Origin of the sequence: Candidatus Palauibacter sp., assembly GCF_965216145.1 — a bacterium.
Taxonomy (GTDB): domain Bacteria; phylum Gemmatimonadota; class Gemmatimonadetes; order Palauibacterales; family Palauibacteraceae; genus Palauibacter.
This window is the reverse complement of record NZ_OZ244149.1, coordinates 3,906,717-3,925,333: the sequence shown is the minus strand read 5'-3', so window position 1 is coordinate 3,925,333 and position 18,617 is coordinate 3,906,717. Positions and strand designations below refer to the sequence as shown.

Annotated in this window: 12 protein-coding genes; 6 read left to right on the top strand and 6 right to left on the bottom strand. The window is 70.7% G+C overall.

Features of this window, described 5'->3' with window-relative positions:
• Positions 1-36: 36 nt before the first annotated feature.
• Positions 37-1,569 carry an AMP-binding protein gene (locus tag ACOOHF_RS16905; RefSeq protein WP_420462595.1) on the bottom strand — a complete coding sequence of 511 codons (1,533 nt, stop codon included), beginning with the start codon at positions 1,567-1,569 and terminating at the stop codon, positions 37-39.
• A gap of 18 nt (positions 1,570-1,587) precedes the next feature.
• Positions 1,588-2,820: a GNAT family N-acetyltransferase gene (locus ACOOHF_RS16900; RefSeq protein WP_420462594.1), complete on the bottom strand. Its 1,233-nt coding sequence runs from the start codon at positions 2,818-2,820 to the stop codon at positions 1,588-1,590.
• 140 nt (positions 2,821-2,960) lie between these two features.
• Between ACOOHF_RS16900 and ACOOHF_RS16895 the strand changes: the two genes are divergently transcribed.
• Positions 2,961-4,022, top strand: a complete 1,062-nt coding sequence (locus ACOOHF_RS16895; protein ID WP_420462593.1) for a phosphotransferase family protein — start codon at positions 2,961-2,963, stop codon at positions 4,020-4,022.
• A gap of 316 nt (positions 4,023-4,338) precedes the next feature.
• Here ACOOHF_RS16895 and ACOOHF_RS16890 read toward each other — a convergent pair whose 3' ends face one another.
• Positions 4,339-5,595: an acyl-CoA dehydrogenase family protein gene (locus tag ACOOHF_RS16890; RefSeq protein ID WP_420462592.1), complete on the bottom strand. Its 1,257-nt coding sequence runs from the start codon at positions 5,593-5,595 to the stop codon at positions 4,339-4,341.
• Positions 5,596-5,752: 157 nt separating this feature from the next.
• Between ACOOHF_RS16890 and ACOOHF_RS16885 the strand changes: the two genes are divergently transcribed.
• Genes ACOOHF_RS16885 through ACOOHF_RS16865 form a run of 5 tightly spaced genes read left to right on the top strand, consistent with a single transcriptional unit; the run spans position 5,753 to position 13,276 of the window.
• Positions 5,753-8,002, top strand: a complete 2,250-nt coding sequence (locus ACOOHF_RS16885) for an amino acid permease (protein WP_420462591.1) — start codon at positions 5,753-5,755, stop codon at positions 8,000-8,002.
• A 10-nt stretch (positions 8,003-8,012) separates the two neighbouring features.
• Entirely contained in the window at positions 8,013-10,382 is a 2,370-nt protein-coding gene (locus ACOOHF_RS16880) for an SLC13 family permease (protein WP_420462590.1), read from the top strand.
• Positions 10,379-11,581, top strand: a complete 1,203-nt coding sequence (locus tag ACOOHF_RS16875; protein ID WP_419933602.1) for an acetyl-CoA acetyltransferase — start codon at positions 10,379-10,381, stop codon at positions 11,579-11,581. Before ACOOHF_RS16880 ends, ACOOHF_RS16875 begins: the two co-directional genes overlap by 4 nt.
• Positions 11,578-12,015: a Zn-ribbon domain-containing OB-fold protein gene (locus ACOOHF_RS16870; protein WP_420462589.1), complete on the top strand. Its 438-nt coding sequence runs from the start codon at positions 11,578-11,580 to the stop codon at positions 12,013-12,015. Before ACOOHF_RS16875 ends, ACOOHF_RS16870 begins: the two co-directional genes overlap by 4 nt.
• Positions 12,016-12,058: 43 nt before the next feature.
• Positions 12,059-13,276 (top strand): hypothetical protein, encoded by a 1,218-nt coding sequence (locus ACOOHF_RS16865; protein ID WP_420462588.1) that lies wholly within the window; start codon positions 12,059-12,061, stop codon positions 13,274-13,276.
• A gap of 78 nt (positions 13,277-13,354) precedes the next feature.
• On the opposite strand, the gene ACOOHF_RS16860 is transcribed toward ACOOHF_RS16865, so the two are convergent.
• The 3 genes from ACOOHF_RS16860 to ACOOHF_RS16850 are packed head-to-tail and all read right to left on the bottom strand — an operon-like array spanning position 13,355 to position 18,617.
• On the bottom strand, positions 13,355-15,349 hold the full coding sequence (locus ACOOHF_RS16860; protein ID WP_420462587.1) for an ABC-F family ATP-binding cassette domain-containing protein: 1,995 nt from the start codon (positions 15,347-15,349) through the stop codon (positions 13,355-13,357).
• A 59-nt stretch (positions 15,350-15,408) separates the two neighbouring features.
• Positions 15,409-17,193 carry an ankyrin repeat domain-containing protein gene (locus tag ACOOHF_RS16855; RefSeq protein ID WP_420462586.1) on the bottom strand — a complete coding sequence of 595 codons (1,785 nt, stop codon included), beginning with the start codon at positions 17,191-17,193 and terminating at the stop codon, positions 15,409-15,411.
• A gap of 14 nt (positions 17,194-17,207) precedes the next feature.
• Positions 17,208-18,617, bottom strand: coding sequence for a DUF1552 domain-containing protein (locus ACOOHF_RS16850; RefSeq protein WP_420462585.1), 1,410 nt, complete (start codon positions 18,615-18,617; stop codon positions 17,208-17,210).

Here is an 18,617-nt window from a genome sequence, read left to right as displayed (position 1 = left end):
GGGGTCGTCCAAAGGCGTTCCCGCGGGAACGCCTCTTCAGCGGCGCCGACCGCGCGTCCGCTCGGCGACGATGGCGCTGCGGCGGATCTTTCCGGACTCGTCGCGGGGGAAGGCGGCCACGAGTTCGAAGCTCTTCGGCACCTTGTATGAGACGAGCCGCGCGCGGCAGAAATCCTCCAGTTCGGCGGCTGGCGGGGAGGCGCCGTCCACGGGGAGGATGACGGCGTGGACGCGCTTGCCCCACTCGTCGTCGGGCAGGCCGATCACGGCGACGTCGCGGACATCCGGGTGCTCGGTGAGGGCGGCCTCGACTTCGCGCGGGTAGATGTTCGCGCCGCCCGAGATGATGAGGTCGGTGCGACGGTCGGCCGGGAAGAGATACCCCTCCTCATCGACCCAGCCGAGGTCGCCGACGGAGACAAATCCGTCGGGCGTCGTGGGCGCGGGCGGAGAGCCGCGATACTCGTAGGCCGGGGGCTCTCCGGAGGCGAGACGAAAATGGAGTTCGCCCACCTCGCCGGCGGAGAGTTCCCGTCCGTCTTCGCGCAGGACGCGGATTTCGCACCCGGCGGGACGTCCGACGCTCCCTTCGTGCGCGAGCCACTCGTCGCCGCGGATGATCGTCGCCCCGATCGCCTCGGTGGCCCCGAACGCCTCGAACACATTCTCCGGCCCGACGAGGTCCATCCAGCGCCGCTTGACCCAGGGCGGGCAGGGCGCGGCCGTGTGCATGAGTCCCTCCAGCGCGGAATAATCGCGCTGCTCGATCCCTTCGACCCGCGCCATGCGCAGCATCATGGTGGGGACGAGCGTCGTCCACCCGATGCGGTGCCGCTCGAGGAGGTCCAGGGCCAGCGCGGCGTCGAAGCGCTCCATGAGGACGACGGTCGAGCCCTCGAACAGCGCCCAGTGTGACCAGCAGTAGGGCGCGTTGTGGTACAGAGGGCCTGGGATGAGGACGTTCTGCCCCTCCCGCAGGCCGACGCGTCCGCCCATTCCCCGGAAGGTGTCGCCGGGTTCCGCGGCCCACGGCCGAGGGTCGATGATGATCTTCGGGCGGCCGGTGGAGCCGCCCGAACCGACCGCCTTGCCGGGATGGGAGATGCGGTCGGGGAGGGGGCCCGGATCGAGGGCTTCGGCTGGCTCGAGGTCGGCAAGTCCGAGCCGGGGCCGGTCCGCGAGACCCGAGTCCGCGAGATCCCAGTCGGCGATGACGAGGGCGGGGTCGGCGAGCGCGAGGAGTCCGTCGCGTTCCGTCGGCGGGAGCCGGGCGCTCAGGGGGAGGACGCAGGCGCCGAGCTTCCAGCCGGCGAGAGTGGCGATCGGGTGCTGGGGACAGTTGTGGAGGCCGAGGACGAGCCAGTCGCCCTGCCGGAGCCCGCGGGAGGCGAAGAGGCGGGCGAGGCGATTGCTCGCGCGGTCGAGTTCGCGCCAGGTGTAGCGGCGTTCCGTCCCGTCGCGGCGGGCGAAGACGAGTGCCGGGGCGTCGGGCCGCTCGCGGGCGAGCTCGCCCAGGCGCCGCCCGTACGAGACCGCGTCGGGCGAGATGGGGCCTTCGACGTCACCCACCGCGCGGCCTCCTGGGGCTCAGTAGAACTCCGCCATCCACGGGGCGGGGCCGGCGAAGGCGGCGCGCAACGTCCGGCGGGTGTCCGCGTCGACGCCGGGGAGCAGCCCGGCCCGGGCGGCCGTGTCGGCGTCGAGCTGCCCGGTGAACAGCGCGGCCAGGACGCGGACGTCGACGCGCGGGGCCGACCGGGCGGCCCGGGATGCCGGCCCGGCCGGGGAGCCGTCGCGCCCCGGGCCGCTCACGCGGGCCCGCCCGCCCGCGATGCGGACGGCGACAGGACCGGCGTTGGCGGGCAGCACATCGTCCTCGATCCACAGGCGCAGGTCGGCCTCCACGTCCTCCGGATAGCCGCGCGCCGCCAACGCCGCCGGCACGTCGACGAGCCGGAACATCCCCGCCATGCGTCGCGTGACGGTCGGCGCGATCCCCGTGAGCACGAGTTCGATCGGATCCGCGGGCGGGCCCGGCCACACGAGCCGCTGTCCCATCCCCGCGTGGCCCCGGACGAAGTCGAGCAGCGCGGCCAGCGCGGCGGGCCCGTCCCATTGGAAGTCGCGGCAGTCCAGATCGAAGCCGTACGGCAGCGTCCCCGACGACGGCTCGTGCGTGTAGACCATGTAGCCGCACACCTCGCCCCCGGACCGGGCCACATACCGGTACGGGGTGCGGCCGAAGCGCGGGGCGAGGACGCGCTCCTCCCACCACGCCTCGTCCCGGTCGAAGGGCCCGTTCTCCCCCGCGGCCCGGCTCCGGTAGAAGGCCGACACCGCCTCGAGATCGTCCTCCTCGAACGGCTCGACCGTCACCCCCGCGGCATCCGTCGGAGGCCGCCACGCCAACTCGGAGATGGGCAGGGCCCGTCGCTGGTGGGCGAAGGCGAACTCCCACCCGTAGCGCCGGTACACGCCGCCGTGGACGGGGAAAAGGCTGGATGCCGCGACCCCCTCGGAGCGCAGCGCCTCCAGCACCTCCCCCAGGAGCGCCCCGCCGTATCCGCGCCCGCGGGCCTCCGCCGCGACCTTCACGGAAGAGATCGCCGCGCACGGCACGGCGCGTCCGCCGAAGAACTGCCCCAGCTTCTGGACCCGGAGGGAACCCTGGACCGCTCCCCCGTCCTCCACGACCCAGCCCTGCTCGAGCGGATAGTTTCCGGCGATCGCGATCCGCTCCGGGGGGAGCATGAACGCCTGCTGCTGCAGGTGGGCGACCCGGGCGCGGTCGCCTTCCGCCAGCTGTCGGACGATCGTCACGAAACCAGGTCTCGTTGCTCGGGACACGGCCCGCCCCCCGCTCCGTTTCGGGGGGACGATGAACGGGGCACATTACCGAGCCCGGACGGACGCCGCACCCGCGCCCTCCGCCGCAGGCCGCAGTTCACGCGGGAGAGTTGATGTCGACGCTGGGACCTGTCACCAAAGCGCACCTCTTCGACGAACGCCGCCTCGCCGACTACCTGTGCGCGCAGGGTCTGGACGACTTCCGCGGAGGCCTGACGGTCCTCCAGTACCAGGGCGGACAGTCCAACCCCACCTTCCGCCTCGAAGGCGGCGGGCGGCACTTCGTGCTCCGGAAGAAACCGCCGGGCGACCTCCTCCCTTCGGCGCACCTCGTGGAGCGTGAGTACCGCGTGATGAAGGCGCTCGCCGACACCGATGTCCCCGTACCGGCGATGCTCCTCCTGTGCGAGGACTCCGACGTGATCGGACGGACGTTCTTCGTCATGGAACATGTCGAGGGGCGCGTGCTCCCCGTCCCCGGCCTCCCCGAGGCGTCGTCGCCCGCCGAACGGACGGCGATCTATGACGCGATGAACCGGACCCTGGCGCGGCTCCATTCGGTCGACTGGCGGTCGGTCGGCCTGTCGGATTTCGGAAAGCCGTCCAACTACCTGGCGCGCCAGATCTCCCTCTGGACGAAGCAGTACGAGGCCGCACGCCACCGCGAGATTCCGGCCATGGAGGCGCTCATCGCGTGGCTCCCGGAGCACATCCCCGACGGTGAGGGGACCGCGGGAAATCGGGAGACGACGATCGCGCACGGCGACTATCGTCTCGAGAACATGATCCTCCATCCGACGAAGCCGGAAGTCGCCGCCATCGTTGACTGGGAACTGTCGACGCTGGGCCATCCCCTGGCGGACCTCGCCTACAACTGCATGACCTATCACCTGCCCGAGGGTCCGCTGTGGAAGGGGCTGGGCGGGGCGGACTGCGAGGCGCTCGGCATCCCTTCGGAGGAGGATTACGTGGCGGCGTACTGCTGGCAAACGGGGCGCGACGGGGTGCCGGACTGGAACTTCTTCATGGCCTTCGGGCTCTTCCGCCTCGCCTCCATCTGTCAGGGCGTGTACGCGCGCGCCATGCAGGGGAACGCGAGTTCCCGGAACGCGCTCGAGATCGGCCGGAAGGCGCCCGCCCTCGCCGAGACGGGGTGGCGTATCGCGCGGAGCTAGGCGGTCGGATCGAGTGCATGCTTTGCTTTGCCTCGGCCCGTGAGGGTCACGACGGGCACGGTCGCTGCGGCCCGGCTGAGCAACGCGAGATCTCGAGCCATCATGGGGAGTCTCGGTGCCCCTGTGTCGGCCTATGCCAATTGAAAATCTGATTTTGAATTGGCATAAGGGTTCGCAGGGACTTCCAGCAACACCCCCAACGCCTCGCGGAGCTATGCGTTGCCAACGTCCTTCTTACGCACAACTCGGCGCGAACGGGTGCTCGGCGCGGGCCCGTCGCTCGGGCGCGGGCGGTGCGCTCGGCTCGGGCGGGTGCTCAGCCTCGAAGCTCGAGCTTCGCGATCGCCTCCAGGTGGACCTCGTCCGGGCCATCGGCGAGGCGCAGGGTGCGTGCGTGGGCGTAGGCGGCGGCGAGCCAGATGTCCGGGCTCACGCCGAGCGCGCCGTGGACCTGGATCGCCTGGTCCAGCACGCGGCAGGCCATGCGCGGGGCCACGACCTTGATCATCGCGATCTCCCGCCGCGCCGCCTTGTTCCCGACCGTGTCCATCATGTGGGCGGCGTGCAGGGTGAGGAGGCGCGCCTGTTCGACCGCGATGCGGCCCTCGGCCAGCGCGTGCCGGAGCGCGCCCTTCTCGGCGAGGGGGCCCGAGAAGGCGACGCGCGTCTTCGCCCGCCCGGCCATCGCCTCGAGCGCGCGCTCGGCGACCCCGATGAGCCTCATGCAGTGGTGGATCCGTCCCGGGCCCAGCCGTCCCTGGGCGATCTCGAACCCCCGCCCCGGGCCGAGCAGGATGTGATCGGCCGGCACCCGCACCCCGTTGAACCGCACCTCGCCGTGGCCCAGCGGCGCGCTGTCATATCCGAACACGTCCAGGTGGCGCACGACCTCGACCCCCGGCGCGTCCCGCGGCACGAGGACCATCGACTGCTGCAGGTGGCGGGCCGCGTCCGGATCCGTCTTTCCCATGAAGATGAAGATCCCGCACTCGGCCCGGGGCGCCTGCGTGGCCCACCACTTGTGCCCGTCGATCACCCACTCGTCCCCCTCGCGCACGATTGAGGAGCGGATGTTCGTGGCGTCGGAGGAAGCGACGTCCGGCTCCGTCATCGCGAACGACGACCGGATCTCCCCCGCGAGCAGCGGCTCCAGCCAGGCCGCGCGCTGCGCCTCCGTCCCGTAGCGGGCGAGGGTCTCCATGTTGCCGGTGTCCGGCGCGTTGCAGTTGAAGACTTCCGGGGCCCATTCCACCCGCCCCATCGTCTCGCAGATGAGTGCGTACTCGAGGTTCGAGAGGCCCACCCCGTAGCGGGCTTCCGGGTCGACGCCGGGCTCCGCGTCGGGGGGGAGGAAGAGGTTCCACAGCCCTTCCTCCTTCGCTCGCCCCTTCAGTTCCTCGAGGATCGGCGGGGTCGAGAATCGGTTCGCCGCCGTCTCGAGTTGGTGCTCGAAGGTGGTCTCGTTGGGTTGGATCCACGCCTCCATGAATGCGCGCACGCGCTCCTGGAGTTCGAGGGAGCGTTTTGAGAACAGGGCCGGAGCGTTCGATTCGGCGTTCGATTCGGCGTTCATTTGTGGGCAGGACTCCCTTCGGACGCGAGGCACGGGGGACGTCGACCGTGACAACGTCACGGCGTGCGCCGAAGATTAGCGCGGTCTCCGCCCGAGACAATCGCGGCCATCGCTACCATGCCGGGGACCCACCCACACGGAAGCTCTCGACACCGGAATGAACGAAGGGCACGAACGGCACCTGGGACTCTACGGCGCGACCACGCTCGGCGTGGGCGCGATCGTGGGGGGCGGCATCCTCGCCCTCGCCGGGGTCGCCTTCGCCACCGCGGGCGCCGCCGCCATCGTCGCCTTCGCCCTCAACGGCGGGATCGCGTTCCTCACCGCGGTCAGCTTCGCTCGCCTGGCGCGCCGCTTCCCGGAGTCCGGCGGCACCTACACCTACGCCAAGCGGGTCCTCTCGATCGAGGTCGCGTTCGTGGTGGGCTGGGTCGTCTGGTTCGCCTCGATCGTGGCGGGCGTCCTCTACGCCCTCGGCTTCGCCGCCTTCTCCGTCGAAGGGTTGCTGCGACTCCTCCCCGGGCTCGCGGAGTCGTGGAGCTGGGTCGGGGACGGGCGGGGGGCACTCATCATCGCGCTCGCGGCCATCGCGGTCTACTCCTGGTTGCTCGTGGAGCGCACGGCGGGCGGCGGCAACGCGGCCACGATCGGCAAGGTCATCGTCTTCGTCGTGCTCCTCGGCGGGGGCGCCTGGGCGTGGGTTGCCGGCGCCCCCGCGGAGGCGCTCCGCCGTCTGAGTCCGTTCGCCCCGGCGGGCTCGCTCGGCGTGCTGCAGGCGATGGGGTACACCTTCATCGCCCTCCAGGGGTTCGACCTCATCGCCGCCGTGGGAGGCGAAGTCAAGGACCCGCGGAAGACCCTGCCGCGCGCGATGTACCTCTCCCTCGGGATCGCGCTCGTCATCTACATCCCGCTCCTCATCATCATCGCCACGGTGGGGGCGCCCCCGGGCGGGATCCACGCCGCGGCGGAGGCGAACCCCGAGGGGCTCGTCGCGGCGGCCGCGGAGCGGTACATGGGCGTGGCCGGCTACTGGCTCGTGATCGGGGCCGGACTCCTCTCGATGCTGTCGGCGCTGAACGCGAACCTGTTCGGAGCCTCCCGCGTCGCCTTCTCGATGGCGCGCGACCGGACCCTCCCGCGGCGCGTGGGGGAGATGCGCGGGCGGACGGGCACGCCGGCGATCGCCGTGGTCACGACCGGCGCCATGATGGCGATGATCGTGCTCGCGGTCGGCAGCGTCGCCGCGGCGGGGGCCGCCTCCAGCCTCATCTTCCTCGTCTCCTTCGCCATGGTCCACTGCACGGCGATCCTCGCGCAGCGCCGAGCCGGCGACCTGCGCCTTCCGTTCGTTCCGGTCGCCGGAGCGGTCCTCTGCCTCGGGCTGGCGGTCTTCCAGGCGGTCGCCGTCCCCGCGGCGGGGCGCGTCGCGGTCGTGTGGCTCGGCATCGGGGTCGCCCTCTATCTGATGGCGCTCGCCCCCGGGGCGCGGCTGGCCGACGCGAGCGCGGAGGCCCGGGATCCGGACCTGGCCCGGTCGCGGGGACGGAGCCCGCTCGTACTCGCCCCGATCGCGAACCCGGCCAGCGCGGCGAGCCTGACCGACGTGGCGGCGACCGTGTGCACGCCGAACGTCGGCCGGGTCCTCCTCCTCTCGGTACTGCGCAGAGACGCCCTCCCGGACGACGCGGCGATCCGCGACGCGCAGGACATCCTGTCGGAGTCCATGGGACGGAGCCTCGAGAGCCAGGCGCGGCCCGAAACGCTGTTCACGATCGCGACGGATGTGTGGAGCGAGATCGCTCGGGTCGCGGACTTGCACCGCTGCGAGACCGTACTCGTGGGCCTGCCCCGCATCACGGAACCCGGCGTCGAGGCCCGGCTGGAGGGGCTGATCTCGAACATCGAAGCCGATGTGGTCATCGTCCGCGCGCCGCCTCGCTGGAGGATCTCCGAAGCGACGCGGATCCTCGTGCCGGTGGGGGGGCGGAGCGCGCACAGCCACCTGCGGGCCCGCCTGCTCGCCAGCCTGTCGCGTTCCACCGCTCCGACCCTGACCTTCATACGGGCCCTGCCCTCGGGAGCGGGGGGGGAGACCCGGCGCAGGTTCGATCGCGTCCTGCGTGGCCTCGCGCGCGACGAGGCCGCGGGTCCATATCGAGTGGAACTCGAACTCACCGATGACCCGGTCGATTGCATTGCACACCGCGCGGAGGCGAACGACCTCGTCGTGATGGGGATGGAGAACCGCGGCCGGGAGAAGCCCTCGCTCGGCCCCTTCGCGCTCGAGGTTGCGAGGAAGACGACGGTTCCATTGATCCTGCTGGGGCGGCGTGCCGACGCCGGCTCCTTCGCGGCGCGGGGCATCGCCCAGGCAGTGTCCACGATCCAGAGGCCGATCCGTTGAACGAGACATGTTGAACGCCGACGTCATCATCGTCCTCGCGATCATCGCGGTGGCTGTGGTCCTCTTCGTGACCGAGTGGGTCCGCTACGACGGCGTGGCGCTCATCGTCCTCCTCGCGCTCGCGATCAGCGGCGTGATCCCCATGTCCCGCGCCATCGAGGGGTTCGCGAATCCGGCGGTGGTGACGATCGCGGCGGTGCTCGTGCTGAGCGGAGGCCTGTACCGGACGGGGGTCGCGAACCTCGTCGGGGCCCAGGTGATGCGCCTCGCCGGAGACTCGCCGGTGCGCGTGACCGGGCTCATGATGCTCACCGCCGGGCTCATGTCCGGCCTCATGAACAACATCGCCGCCACCGCGCTTCTCCTCCCGGTGGTGCTGGACATCGCCCGCCGCCTCGGGATGCGGCCCTCGCGGCTCCTCATCCCGCTCTCCTTCGCCGCCCTCCTCGGCGGGATGACGACGCTCATCGGGACCGGACCCAACATCCTCCTCTCGACCGTCCTCGAGCGCTCGGGACAGGGTTCGTTCGGCCTCTTCTCGTTCACCCCCGTCGGTGCGGCCGCTCTGGTTCTGGGCGTGCTGTACATGATCCTCGCCGGACGGCATCTCCTCCCGGACCGGCCCACCGATGGCGACGAGGCCGCGGGCGACGTCGACCTGCGCGGTCGCTACGACCTCGGCGAGACACTCTTCTGCCTGCGGATCCCGCGCGGCTCGGCGCTCGACGGAAGGTCGCTGGTACAGGCCCGCCTGGGCCGGGCGCTGGGGATAGACCTGCTCGCCGTCCGCCGGAACGGACAACTGCTGCGCGCGCCGGAGCCCGAGTTCCTCCTCGCGAGCCGTGACATCCTCATCTTCGAAGGTCGCCCGGATGCCGTCGACGGTCTGCGCGCCTGGGGCCACCTCGCGAACCACGAAGAGTCGGAGGACACCTTGTGGCGGCTGGTGGAGGACGCCACGGCGCTTGCGAAGATCGAGATCGCGCCCAACTCCAGCCTCATCGGGAGCACCGTGCGGAGCCTGGATTTCCGCAACCGCTTCCAGGCCCACATCGTGGCTCTCCGGCGAGGGGATGAAATCCGGAGCGCGTCCTTCCAGGAGACTCGTCTGGAGGCGGGCGACACCCTCCTCCTCCTCGGACGGGAAGACCGGCTGCAGCAGTTGCGCTACGCGGACGAGTTCTCTTCGCTCGGCTGGACCGACATCGGGACGGCCACGCGCGAGTACGACCTCCATCGCTGGCTGATGCGACTCCAGATCCCGGAAGGATCGGCTCTCCACGGCCAGACGCTCGCGGAGTCTCGTCTCAGCCACGCCTTCGACCTCACCGTCCTCGAGATCCAGCGCGAAGGAGGATCCGGAAACGGGAACATCTTCCTGCCCCAGGCCTCCGATGTCCTGAGATCGGGCGACGGACTGATCGTCGAGGGGAATCCGGAGTCCTACGCGGTGCTCGGAGCGCTCCAGGCGCTGGAGGCGGCCGACGCCCGGCCCTCGCTGAGGGAACTCGAGTCCGAACGGGTCGGATTCGGCGAGGTCACGCTCGCCCCCAGTTCGAACATCGTTGGGAAGACTCTGGGCGAGATCTTCTTCCGGGAGTCGTACGGCCTGACGCTGCTTGCCATCTGGCGCGGCGGCCGAACGATCCACTCCAACATCCGCCTCGGCGGGACGCGGCTCCAGTTCGGCGACGCTCTCCTCGTGTACGGCCAACGGAAGAAGATCCAACTGCTGGCGCGCGACCCGCGTTTCCTGGTGCTCACGGCCGAACTCCGAGAGGTATTCCGGGTGGGCCGGGCGCCGCTCGCGAGCGCGATCATGGTCGGCGTCATCCTCGCGGCCTCGCTGAACCTCCTGCCGGTCTACATCGCCGCGCTCCTGGGGGCGCTGCTCATGGTGTTCAGCGGGTGCCTCAAGGGGAACGAGGTGTACCCGCTCATCGAGTGGCGCGTCGTCGTGCTCCTGGGCGGGATGCTGGCCCTGGGTCTGGCGATGGAGGAGTCCGGCACCGCTGAACTGATCGCGCGCGAGGTGGTCGGGAGGGCGGCGGAGGCGGGTCCCCGGGTGCTGATCGCGACCCTCTTCCTTCTCTGCGCGCTCGCGGCCCAGTTCGTGCCCACCTCGGCGGTGGCCGTGCTCGTGGCCCCGATCGCGCTCAGCACCGCGACCGAACTCGACCTCTCCGCCCGGGCGCTGTTCATGGTCGTGGCCGTGGGGTCGTCGTGCGCGTTCCTGAGTCCCTTCGGCCACCCCGTGAACCTTCTCGTGATGGGCGTCGGCGGGTACAAGGTCACGGATTACACGCGCGTGGGGGCGCCCCTCTTCCTCCTCCTTCTCCTCCTCGTCGTCTTCTACCTGCCCGTGGTGTGGCCGATTTGAGTGCCGGTACGAGTGCCGGTACCCGTTCGCCGCTCTCCTCCCGGCCGGTCTACATCGCGGGCGTCGCGGAGACGGCGCTGGGCGAGGTGTTCGACCAGACGGAGATGTCGATGGTCGCGCTCGCGGCCCGCGAGGCGCTGGCGGAGGCGGGGCTGAAGCTGGCGGACGTGGATGGCCTCTTCGTGAACTACATGGGAGAGCAGGGGAGCGTGCAGGTCGGCGAGTACCTCGGGATCCAGCCCCGCTACGCGGACTCGTCGGACCTCGGCGGGGCGGCGTTCGAGGCGTTCGTGCACCACGCCATGCTGGCCGTCGCCGCCGGGCGCTGCGAGGTCGCCCTCATCGCGTACGCGTCGCGCCAGCGCTCGAAGCGCGCGCGCCGGCTGTCGATATCGAGTTCGGGGAGCGGGGCGTACGCGCCGGACCCGTACCACCTCACGGACCAGTTCCAGGCGCCGTACGGGATGCTCATGCCGATCGGGCCCTTCGCGCTCGTCGCGGCGCGGCACATGTACGAGTACGGGACGACGCGCGAGCAACTGGCCGAGGTGGCCGTGGCGGCGAGCCTGTGGGCGGAACTGAACCCGAAGTCCTGGCGCCGGACGCCGCTCACGCCGGGGGAGGTGCTGGGCTCGCGCCCGATCTCCGAGCCGCTGCACCGGCACGACTGCTGTCTCGTCACGGATGGAGGCGGGGCGATCGTCGTCACGCACCGGGACCGCGCCCGGGACGCGGCGAAGACCCCCGTGCGGGTGCTCGGCGCTGGGGAGAGCCACGCCTTCTGGCATGTGTCCGAGGCCCCCAGCCTCACGCGCTCGGCGGGGTATCTCGCCGTCTCCGAGGCGTTCGGGATGGCCGGCCTCGCGGCGGGAGAGGCGGATTTCTTCGAGGTGTACGACGCATTCACGATCAACGTGATCACCCACCTCGAGGAACTCGGATTGTGCGCCCCGGGGGAGGGGGGACCGTTGATCGAGGGCGGCGCCCTCCGCCCCGGGGGATCGATCCCGGCCATGACATCGGGAGGCGGGCTCTCCTACTGCCACCCGGGCGCGCTCGGCCTCCTGCTGCTGATCGAGGCCGTGCGCCAACTGCGCGGGGAGTGCGGCGAGCGCCAGCTCCCCGACCCCCGGATCGGCGTCTGTCACGGCATGGGCGGCCTCTCCGTCCGCTCCACCGTGGTCCTGGGGCGCGAATGAGCGCCTCCGCCCCGGGCGGCTCCGGCTCGGCCCCGGACGAGATGGGCTACGGGGACGCGCTCAGCCGGCCGTTCTGGGCGGGTGCGGCCGAGGGACGGCTGCTCGTGCAGCGCTGCACGGCGTGCGGCGTGCACCAGTTCTATCCGCGCCCCTTCTGCCTCGCCTGCCAGGACGAGGTCGAGTGGGTCGAGGCGAGCGGCCGCGGTGAGATCTACTCGCTGACCACGAACCACCTGAAGATGACACCGGAATTGGAGCCTCCCTACTACGTGGCCCTGGTCCGGCTCGAGGAAGGTCCGGTCCTGCTCACGCGCATCGTCGACGCGGCCGGCGCGCCGATCGCAAAGGGCGTCGCGATCGGCGATGAGGTCGTGGTGGCTTGGCACGCGCGCCGGGAGGCCCCCCCGCTCCCCGTCTTCACGATCATACCCTAGCGTGATGGCACGCCGTCCATTTCAACGAAGAAGGGGCCGACTCGTGAACCGCTGCGCCTCCATCGCCCTCGTGGCCCTGACCTCCGCCGCCTGCGTACAGGAGCGGACAAGGGTGCCGGCCCCCAGGGCTGAGATACGAGACAGCGCCGGAATCCGGATCGTCGAGAATCCCCGTCCGCCCGAGGGATCCCGCCTGGCGTGGCGTATCGGCCCGGAGCCGCTGGTTTCGATCGGTGTCCTCGAGGGCGAAGAGGCGTACATGCTTTACGGAGCCCTTGACGCCACGCGGCTGTCCGACGGCCGGATCGTGGTCGCCAACCGAGGCACGAACGAGCTGCGCGTCTTCGACGCGTCGGGGACACACTTGGAGAACTGGGCAGGGGAGGGGGAGGGGCCCGGCGAGTTCACCAGCCTGAGCCGTGTCGAACCGTGGCCGGGCGACTCGATCGCCGCCTGGTGGACCCGGACCGGAGGCATCTCGGTCTTCGATTCGGACGGGAACTACGGTCGCACGTTTCGACTCGGCGGCAACGACGAGGATCCGATATGGCTCGCCCCGCGGCCGGAGTCGGCCACGAGGGCCGGATCCGTCCTTGCCACATGGCGCTGGCGGGACGCCGACACGATCGTCGTGCACCTGAGGGATGGCGAAGGCGATCTCAAGGCCCGACTCGGTACTCACCCGGGCCCGGAATACCACCTCACGCCTCCGGGAGCCTATCGGTTCGACCTGTGGGAGCAGATTTTCGGTCGCAGACTCGTCCATGTTCCCTGGGGCGATCTGGTCGTCATCGGCCGCACGGACCGCTACCAGCTCAGGGCGTTCCGGGCGGACGGGTCGCTGGCGCGGATCGTGCGGCGCCAGCACGTGCCCCGACCCCCCGAAAGATCGGATATCGAGGCCCGGATCGAGGAGCAGGTCTCCCTGGTTCCCCTGGAGTGGTCTCCGGAGGAGATCGAACGGTATCAGGCGGATGTTCGTCGTGGGTACCGCGCCGCGCCGGTGGCCGAGCACCTGCCGGCTCTCGACTCCGTGATGGCCGACGCCCTGGACCATCTCTGGGTGAGGGAATTCGAGTCCCCCGCGGACGACCGGCCCGGTGTTCCATGGACCGTTTTCGATCCGGAGGGACGCGTGCTCGGATTCGTGGAGACGCCGGAGGACCTGAAGATCTACGAGATCGGCAGTGACTACCTCCTGGGTCACAGCGGGAATGAACTCGAGGTGGAGTCAGTGCAGTTGTGGCCCCTGGAGCGGTGAACGAATGCGGCCCACGCGCCGGTCAGATCGATCGGTGGTGGCGGCGCGGAAAGCCTGAGTGGGACGCGCCGAGCGCCGTCAGTTCAGGCGGGCGAGTTCGGTCTCGATGTCTTCCCAATCCTTGAGCAGTTGGTCGAGTTCCGCCTGTCGGGCCGTGCGCTCGGCCTCGAGTCGGCGAACACCCTCCGGAGCGGTGCGGTCGTAGAAGGCGGGGTCGGCGAAGATCGCGTCGATCTCGGCGATCCGGGTCTCGGCGGCTCCGATGCTGGCGGTGATCCTGTTACGCTTCGTGCGGAGACCCCCGCCTCGGTAGCGGTTCCGGTTCCCCGTGGGAGTGGCCGCGCCGGCGTTGCGCCGCCCCGCGGACGCGCCCGGGGCGTCGCCCCGCGGGTCGCTGGCGCCGCCAGTTTCCGCCCTCGACGCCCGGGCAACCCGCTTTTCCCTCCGCGCCCTGAGCACGACCGTGTCCACATCCAGGTGGTCGTCCCCGCAGTAGTGGACGTACTCCTCGTAGCTGCCGCGGAAGTCGCGGATCCCCTCCTCGGATATCTCCACGATCCGCGTCGCGAGCCGCGAGACGAACCAGCGGTCGTGCGAGACGAGGATGATCGTCCCGTCGAACGCCCGGAGCGCCTTGACCAGCGCCTCGATCGACTCGAGGTCCAAGTGGTTGGTGGGCTCGTCGAGGACGAGCACGTTGGGCCGCTCGATCGCCATGCGGCAGAAGACGAGCCGCGCCGCCTCTCCCCCAGACAGCTGGCCGAGCCGCTTCTTCGCGTCGTCGCCGGAGAAGAGGACGCGCCCCATCTCCCCGCGCACGAAACCGAGGGTCCGCCCCCCGCAGAAACCGGCGATCCAGTCCTCCGCCGTCTGACCCGGTGACTCGAAGCGGGCCTCCTGGTCCTGCGCGAAGTAGCCCGGCCAGGTCTCGTAGCCCCACGCCACCCGGCCCGCGTCGGATGCGAGTTCGCCCATGATGATCTTGAGCAGGGTGGACTTGCCGATCCCGTTCGGCCCCATGATGGCGAGGCGGTCGCCGCGATCGAGCGTGAGGTCGACCCCGTGCAGCACTTCATTGTCGCCGAACGCCTTCTTCACCCCCTCCACCTCTAGAACGGTGCGCCCGCTCGGACGCCGGGACTCGAAGCGGAACCCCGGATAGCGGCGCGAGCTGACCGGGAGCGGTTGCAGCGTCCCCGCCTTCTTCTCGATCAGCCGAAGTTTGCTCTGCGCCTGCCGCGCCTTACTCGCCTTGGCCCGGAAACGGTCCACGAACTCGCGGTGGTGGGCGATCTCCCGCTCCCGCTTCGCGAGTTCCTTTTCGCGCCGTTCCCGATCCCCTCTCTTTCGAATCAGATAGTCGTCGTAATTTCCGGGATAGACGGTGACCGTCTCATAGTCGATGTCGAGAATATGCGTCGCGACATTGTCCAGGAACCGGTGGTCGTGGGAGATGATGACGATGGCCCCATTGAACTCGCGCAGGAACTTCTCGAGCCAGCGGATCGACAGGATGTCGAGGTGGTTCGTGGGCTCGTCGAGGAGGAGGACGTCGGGCGCGCCGGCGAGGACCTGGGCCAGCAGCACCCGGAGCTTGAAGCCACCGGAGAGAGTCGAGAGTGGCCGGCGGTGGATCTCGTCGGGAAATCCGAGGCCCTCGAGGATCTGGCCGGCGTGAGCCTCCGCGGTGTAGCCGTCGTGTCGCTGGAAGGTCTCCTCGAGTTCCGAGAACCGGTCGGCGTCGAACGCTCCGTCTTCCTTCGCGATCAGAGCCTCTCGCTCGACCATCGCACGCCAGAGTTCCGGATTGCCCATGACGGCGACGCCGAGGATCGGCTCGTCCTCGTACAGGAAGTGGTCCTGACGGAGGATGCCGAGCCGGAGTCGCTTCGGCACGCTGACGGCGCCCTCCGTGGGGTCTTCGGTGCTGCCGAGGATGTTGAGCAGCGTCGTCTTGCCGGAGCCGTTCGCGCCCACGAGCCCGTAGCATTCGCCGGGGTTGAGCAGAAAGGTCGCGTCGCGGAAGAGGACCTGGCCCCCGAACGCCTTCCCGAGCCCCGAGACGGTGATCATGCGCGCGTGAGGATCTGGCCGCCCGCGTCAGGTCGCCGGGCGCCGGGGGGCGAGGGGGCTCAGCAGGACACGCAGTTGTGGTTGTTCTTCGAGCCGAGGCTCTCGAGCAGGGCCACCGCCTCCGGGAAGGGCTGGGTGCGCTGGTAGGGGCCGTTCGCCATGTCGGCGGTCGTCTGGCCGACCCGGCTCACGGCGGTGACGTCCGCGCCGTGTTCGACGAGGAACCGAATCACCTCCAGATCGCCGCGAGAGGCCGCGTTGTGGAGCGGCGTGTAGCCCTCCTCATCCCGCTGGTTCACGTCCGCGCCCAGTTCCTCGACGAGATAGCGCACGGCGGGCATCCAGCCGTCCGGGACGTACCGGTGCGCGTTGCTGGGAAAGCCCTGGCCGTAGCCGATTCCGGTCGCGGCGTGGATGGGAGAGTCCGCCGGCCCGCCAACGGGCACGGGCGGCACGCCGGACAGATCTTGCTTCTCGCGATCCCAGACCGGGGGGGCGCGGGGCGGCACCCTGATCGTGGCGAGGTTGGGGTCCGCCCCGTACTCGACGAGGAGCTTCATGGCCTCCACGTCGAGGGCGTAGGCGGCGCGCCAGAAGGCGGTCGCGCCCTTCAGGTCGATCTGGAGGAGGTCGAAGTTGTAGGAGACCCACCACAGGTGCTTCTCGAGGCGCGCGTCGGGGTCGACGCCCGCGTCGAGCAGGCGCCGCATGACGTCGAGATAGCCGTGTCGCTGCTGTCCGTAGGCGTGCTGCTGCGGATAGCGAGACTTCGGCGCCCATTGGGCGTTGAGGGCCGCGAACAGCGGCGTCGTGCCGGCGGCGGAGGCGAGTTCGGGGTCGGCGCCAGCCTCGAACATCTCCATCGCGAGGTCGAAGTGGCCGTTGATCATCGCGATGAGCATGGGGCTCGTGTGGTCGCCGCCGCTCGCCTCGTTGATGTCCGCTCCGCCCTCGAGCAGCGCGCGGACGGTGCCGGCGTGGCCCTCGCGTGCGGCGTGTAGGAGCGCGGTCATCCCGCCGTGACCACCGATCAGGTCGCCGTAGCCGAGGGGCTCGGGCTCCTCGATCGGGCGCTCGTAGTCGTTCTCCGTCTCGTCCGCCGCGTCTGCCTCGGGGCGTGCGCCCGGGGCGTCACGCCCCGCCGCCAGCGGCCGGTCGGAGGGGGCGGGGCGGGGCGGCACCTCGGGTGCCTCCTGCCCGCGCATGCGCGCGCTGCGGGCGCGCCGGTCCGCCTGCGACCACTCTGCCAGGGCGGTGATGTCCGTCACCCAGGTGGCGAGGCCCGGGTCCGCGCCGCCCTCGAGCAGCGCCCGCACGGCCTCCTCGCGGCCGCGGGCAGCGGCGTACATGAGCGGGGTCTGGCCCCAGCGCCGTTCGCGGGCGTCGGCCTCTCCGCCGCCTTCGAGCAGGAGCCGGACGGCCTCCTCCGCGCCGGCCCCGGCCGCCAGGTGCAGCGGGGTCGCGCCCCCGACATCCTCGGTCGTCGCGGTCTGGCGCGCGCCGCCGGCGAGCAGCAGGCCGACGACCTCGGCACTCCCGACTTCGCTCGCAAGGTGGAGCGCCGTGTAGGCCCCGATGCGCGTCGTCGCGGCCACATCCGCGCCCGCGCCGAGCAGCAGGCGGGCGAGCGGGACGTCCGAGGCGCGCGCGGCCCAGTGGAGCGCCGTCATCCCGTCGCCCTGCGGCGCGCTCACGTCCGCGCCATCGGCGAGCAGCGCCTCCACGCGGGCCACGTCGCCGAGCATCGCGGCGTCCGCGACCGGTGAGTCCGGCGCATGTCCCGCAGCCAGGAGCGCCGCGAGGAGCCCGACCGCTGCCAGCCGCACCGCCGCGCTACGCCGCATCCGCTCGCCCCGCCTCACGAGCCGGCCGCGCTCGTGCCGGGAGCCAAGAGCGACAGCGCCCCCGTGCTGTCCCCGAAGTGGTCGGCGTCCTCCACCCCGAGCGCGTGCATGAGCGAGAGCATCGCGTTCGCCATCGGCGTACCGGGCGCGGCCCGCACGTGCATGCCTCCGTCCAGCTTCCCGTTCGCCCCGCCCGCCACGAACAGGGGGCAGCGCTTGTGGTTGTGTACGTTCGGGTCGCCCATCGGCGAGCCGTAGATGACCATCGTCTTCTCGAGCAGGTCCGTCTCCCCGTCCATCGTGTTCCGCAGCCGCTCGAGCAGGTACGGGACCATCGACACGTGGAATCGGTTGATCTGCGCGAAGTCGTCGATGTTCCCCTCGTCGGCCCCGTGGTGGGAGGCCGGGTGAAACGGCTTGTCGACGCCGCTCTCGGGGAAGACCCGGGCCGACGAGTCACGCCCCAGCTTGAACGAGAACACGCGCGTCACGTCGGACTCGAAGGCGAGCGCCTGGAGGTCGAACATGAGCTGCACGTGATCGACGTACGAGTCGGGCACGCCGGCCGGCGCCTCGGGCAGCGTCCGCTCCTCACCGCTCCGGTTCTGCGCCTCCACGCGCTGGATGCGGCGCTCGATCTCGCGCACGTTCTCGAGGTAGCGGTCCAGCCGGTTGACGTCGTTCGGGCCGAGTTCCCGGCGCAGTTCGCCGATGCGGCCGGCGATGAAGTCGAGCACGCTGCGGTTCGCCCTCCGTCGCGCGGCCCGCTCCTCCGCGCTCCCCCCGGCCCCGAACAACTGGTCGAAGGCGATCCTCGGGTCGCGGATCATGGGGAGCGGCTCCGTGGGCGACTTCCAGCTGATCGTGTCGGTGTACACGCAGGCGTACCCGTAGGCGCAGCCGCCCGACTGGTCGACGTTTTCGATGCAGAGCTGCATGGAGGGGATCGGCGTGTCCTGCCCGAACCGCTGCGCGTAGATCTGGTCCAGCGACGTCCCGGCGAAGATGTCGGAGCCCTCCGTCTGCCGCGGGTGCGACTGGGTCAGGAACGTCGCGCTGGACCGGAAGTGGTCGCCGCCGATCTCCTTCGGGATCGTCGCTTCCGCCGACGCCACGTCGGTGTCGCTGATGATCGTGAGCCGGTCGCGGAACGGTTCGAGGGAGGCGAGCGCCCCCGTGCTCAGGTCGAAGTCGCGCCCCGTCTCGAGCGGTGACCAGTAGCCGTGCGACGCGCCGTACGCGGTCGAACCGGCGGCCCCGTGCACCATCTCGATGCAGATGAGCCGCGTCGGATCGTTGGGGCGGATCGAGGCCCGGAGCCGTCCGGCGGGGACCATCGCGTCCAGCATCGGGAGCGCCATGGTGGCGCCCACTCCCCGAAGGAAGGTCCGGCGCGGGATATACTTGCCTGTGATGATGTCCAT

What these genes read in the sequence shown, in the direction of transcription:
- ACOOHF_RS16895 (WP_420462593.1), top strand. Translation starts at nt 2,961, where the DNA reads ATGTCGACGCTGGGACCTGTCACCAAAGCGCACCTCTTCGACGAACGC.
- ACOOHF_RS16890 (WP_420462592.1), bottom strand. Translation starts at nt 5,595, where the DNA reads ATGAACGCCGAATCGAACGCCGAATCGAACGCTCCGGCCCTGTTCTCA.
- ACOOHF_RS16885 (WP_420462591.1), top strand. Translation starts at nt 5,753, where the DNA reads ATGAACGAAGGGCACGAACGGCACCTGGGACTCTACGGCGCGACCACG.
- ACOOHF_RS16870 (WP_420462589.1), top strand. Translation starts at nt 11,578, where the DNA reads ATGAGCGCCTCCGCCCCGGGCGGCTCCGGCTCGGCCCCGGACGAGATG.
- ACOOHF_RS16860 (WP_420462587.1), bottom strand. Translation starts at nt 15,349, where the DNA reads ATGATCACCGTCTCGGGGCTCGGGAAGGCGTTCGGGGGCCAGGTCCTC.
- ACOOHF_RS16855 (WP_420462586.1), bottom strand. Translation starts at nt 17,193, where the DNA reads ATGCGGCGTAGCGCGGCGGTGCGGCTGGCAGCGGTCGGGCTCCTCGCG.
- ACOOHF_RS16850 (WP_420462585.1), bottom strand. Translation starts at nt 18,617, where the DNA reads ATGGACATCATCACAGGCAAGTATATCCCGCGCCGGACCTTCCTTCGG.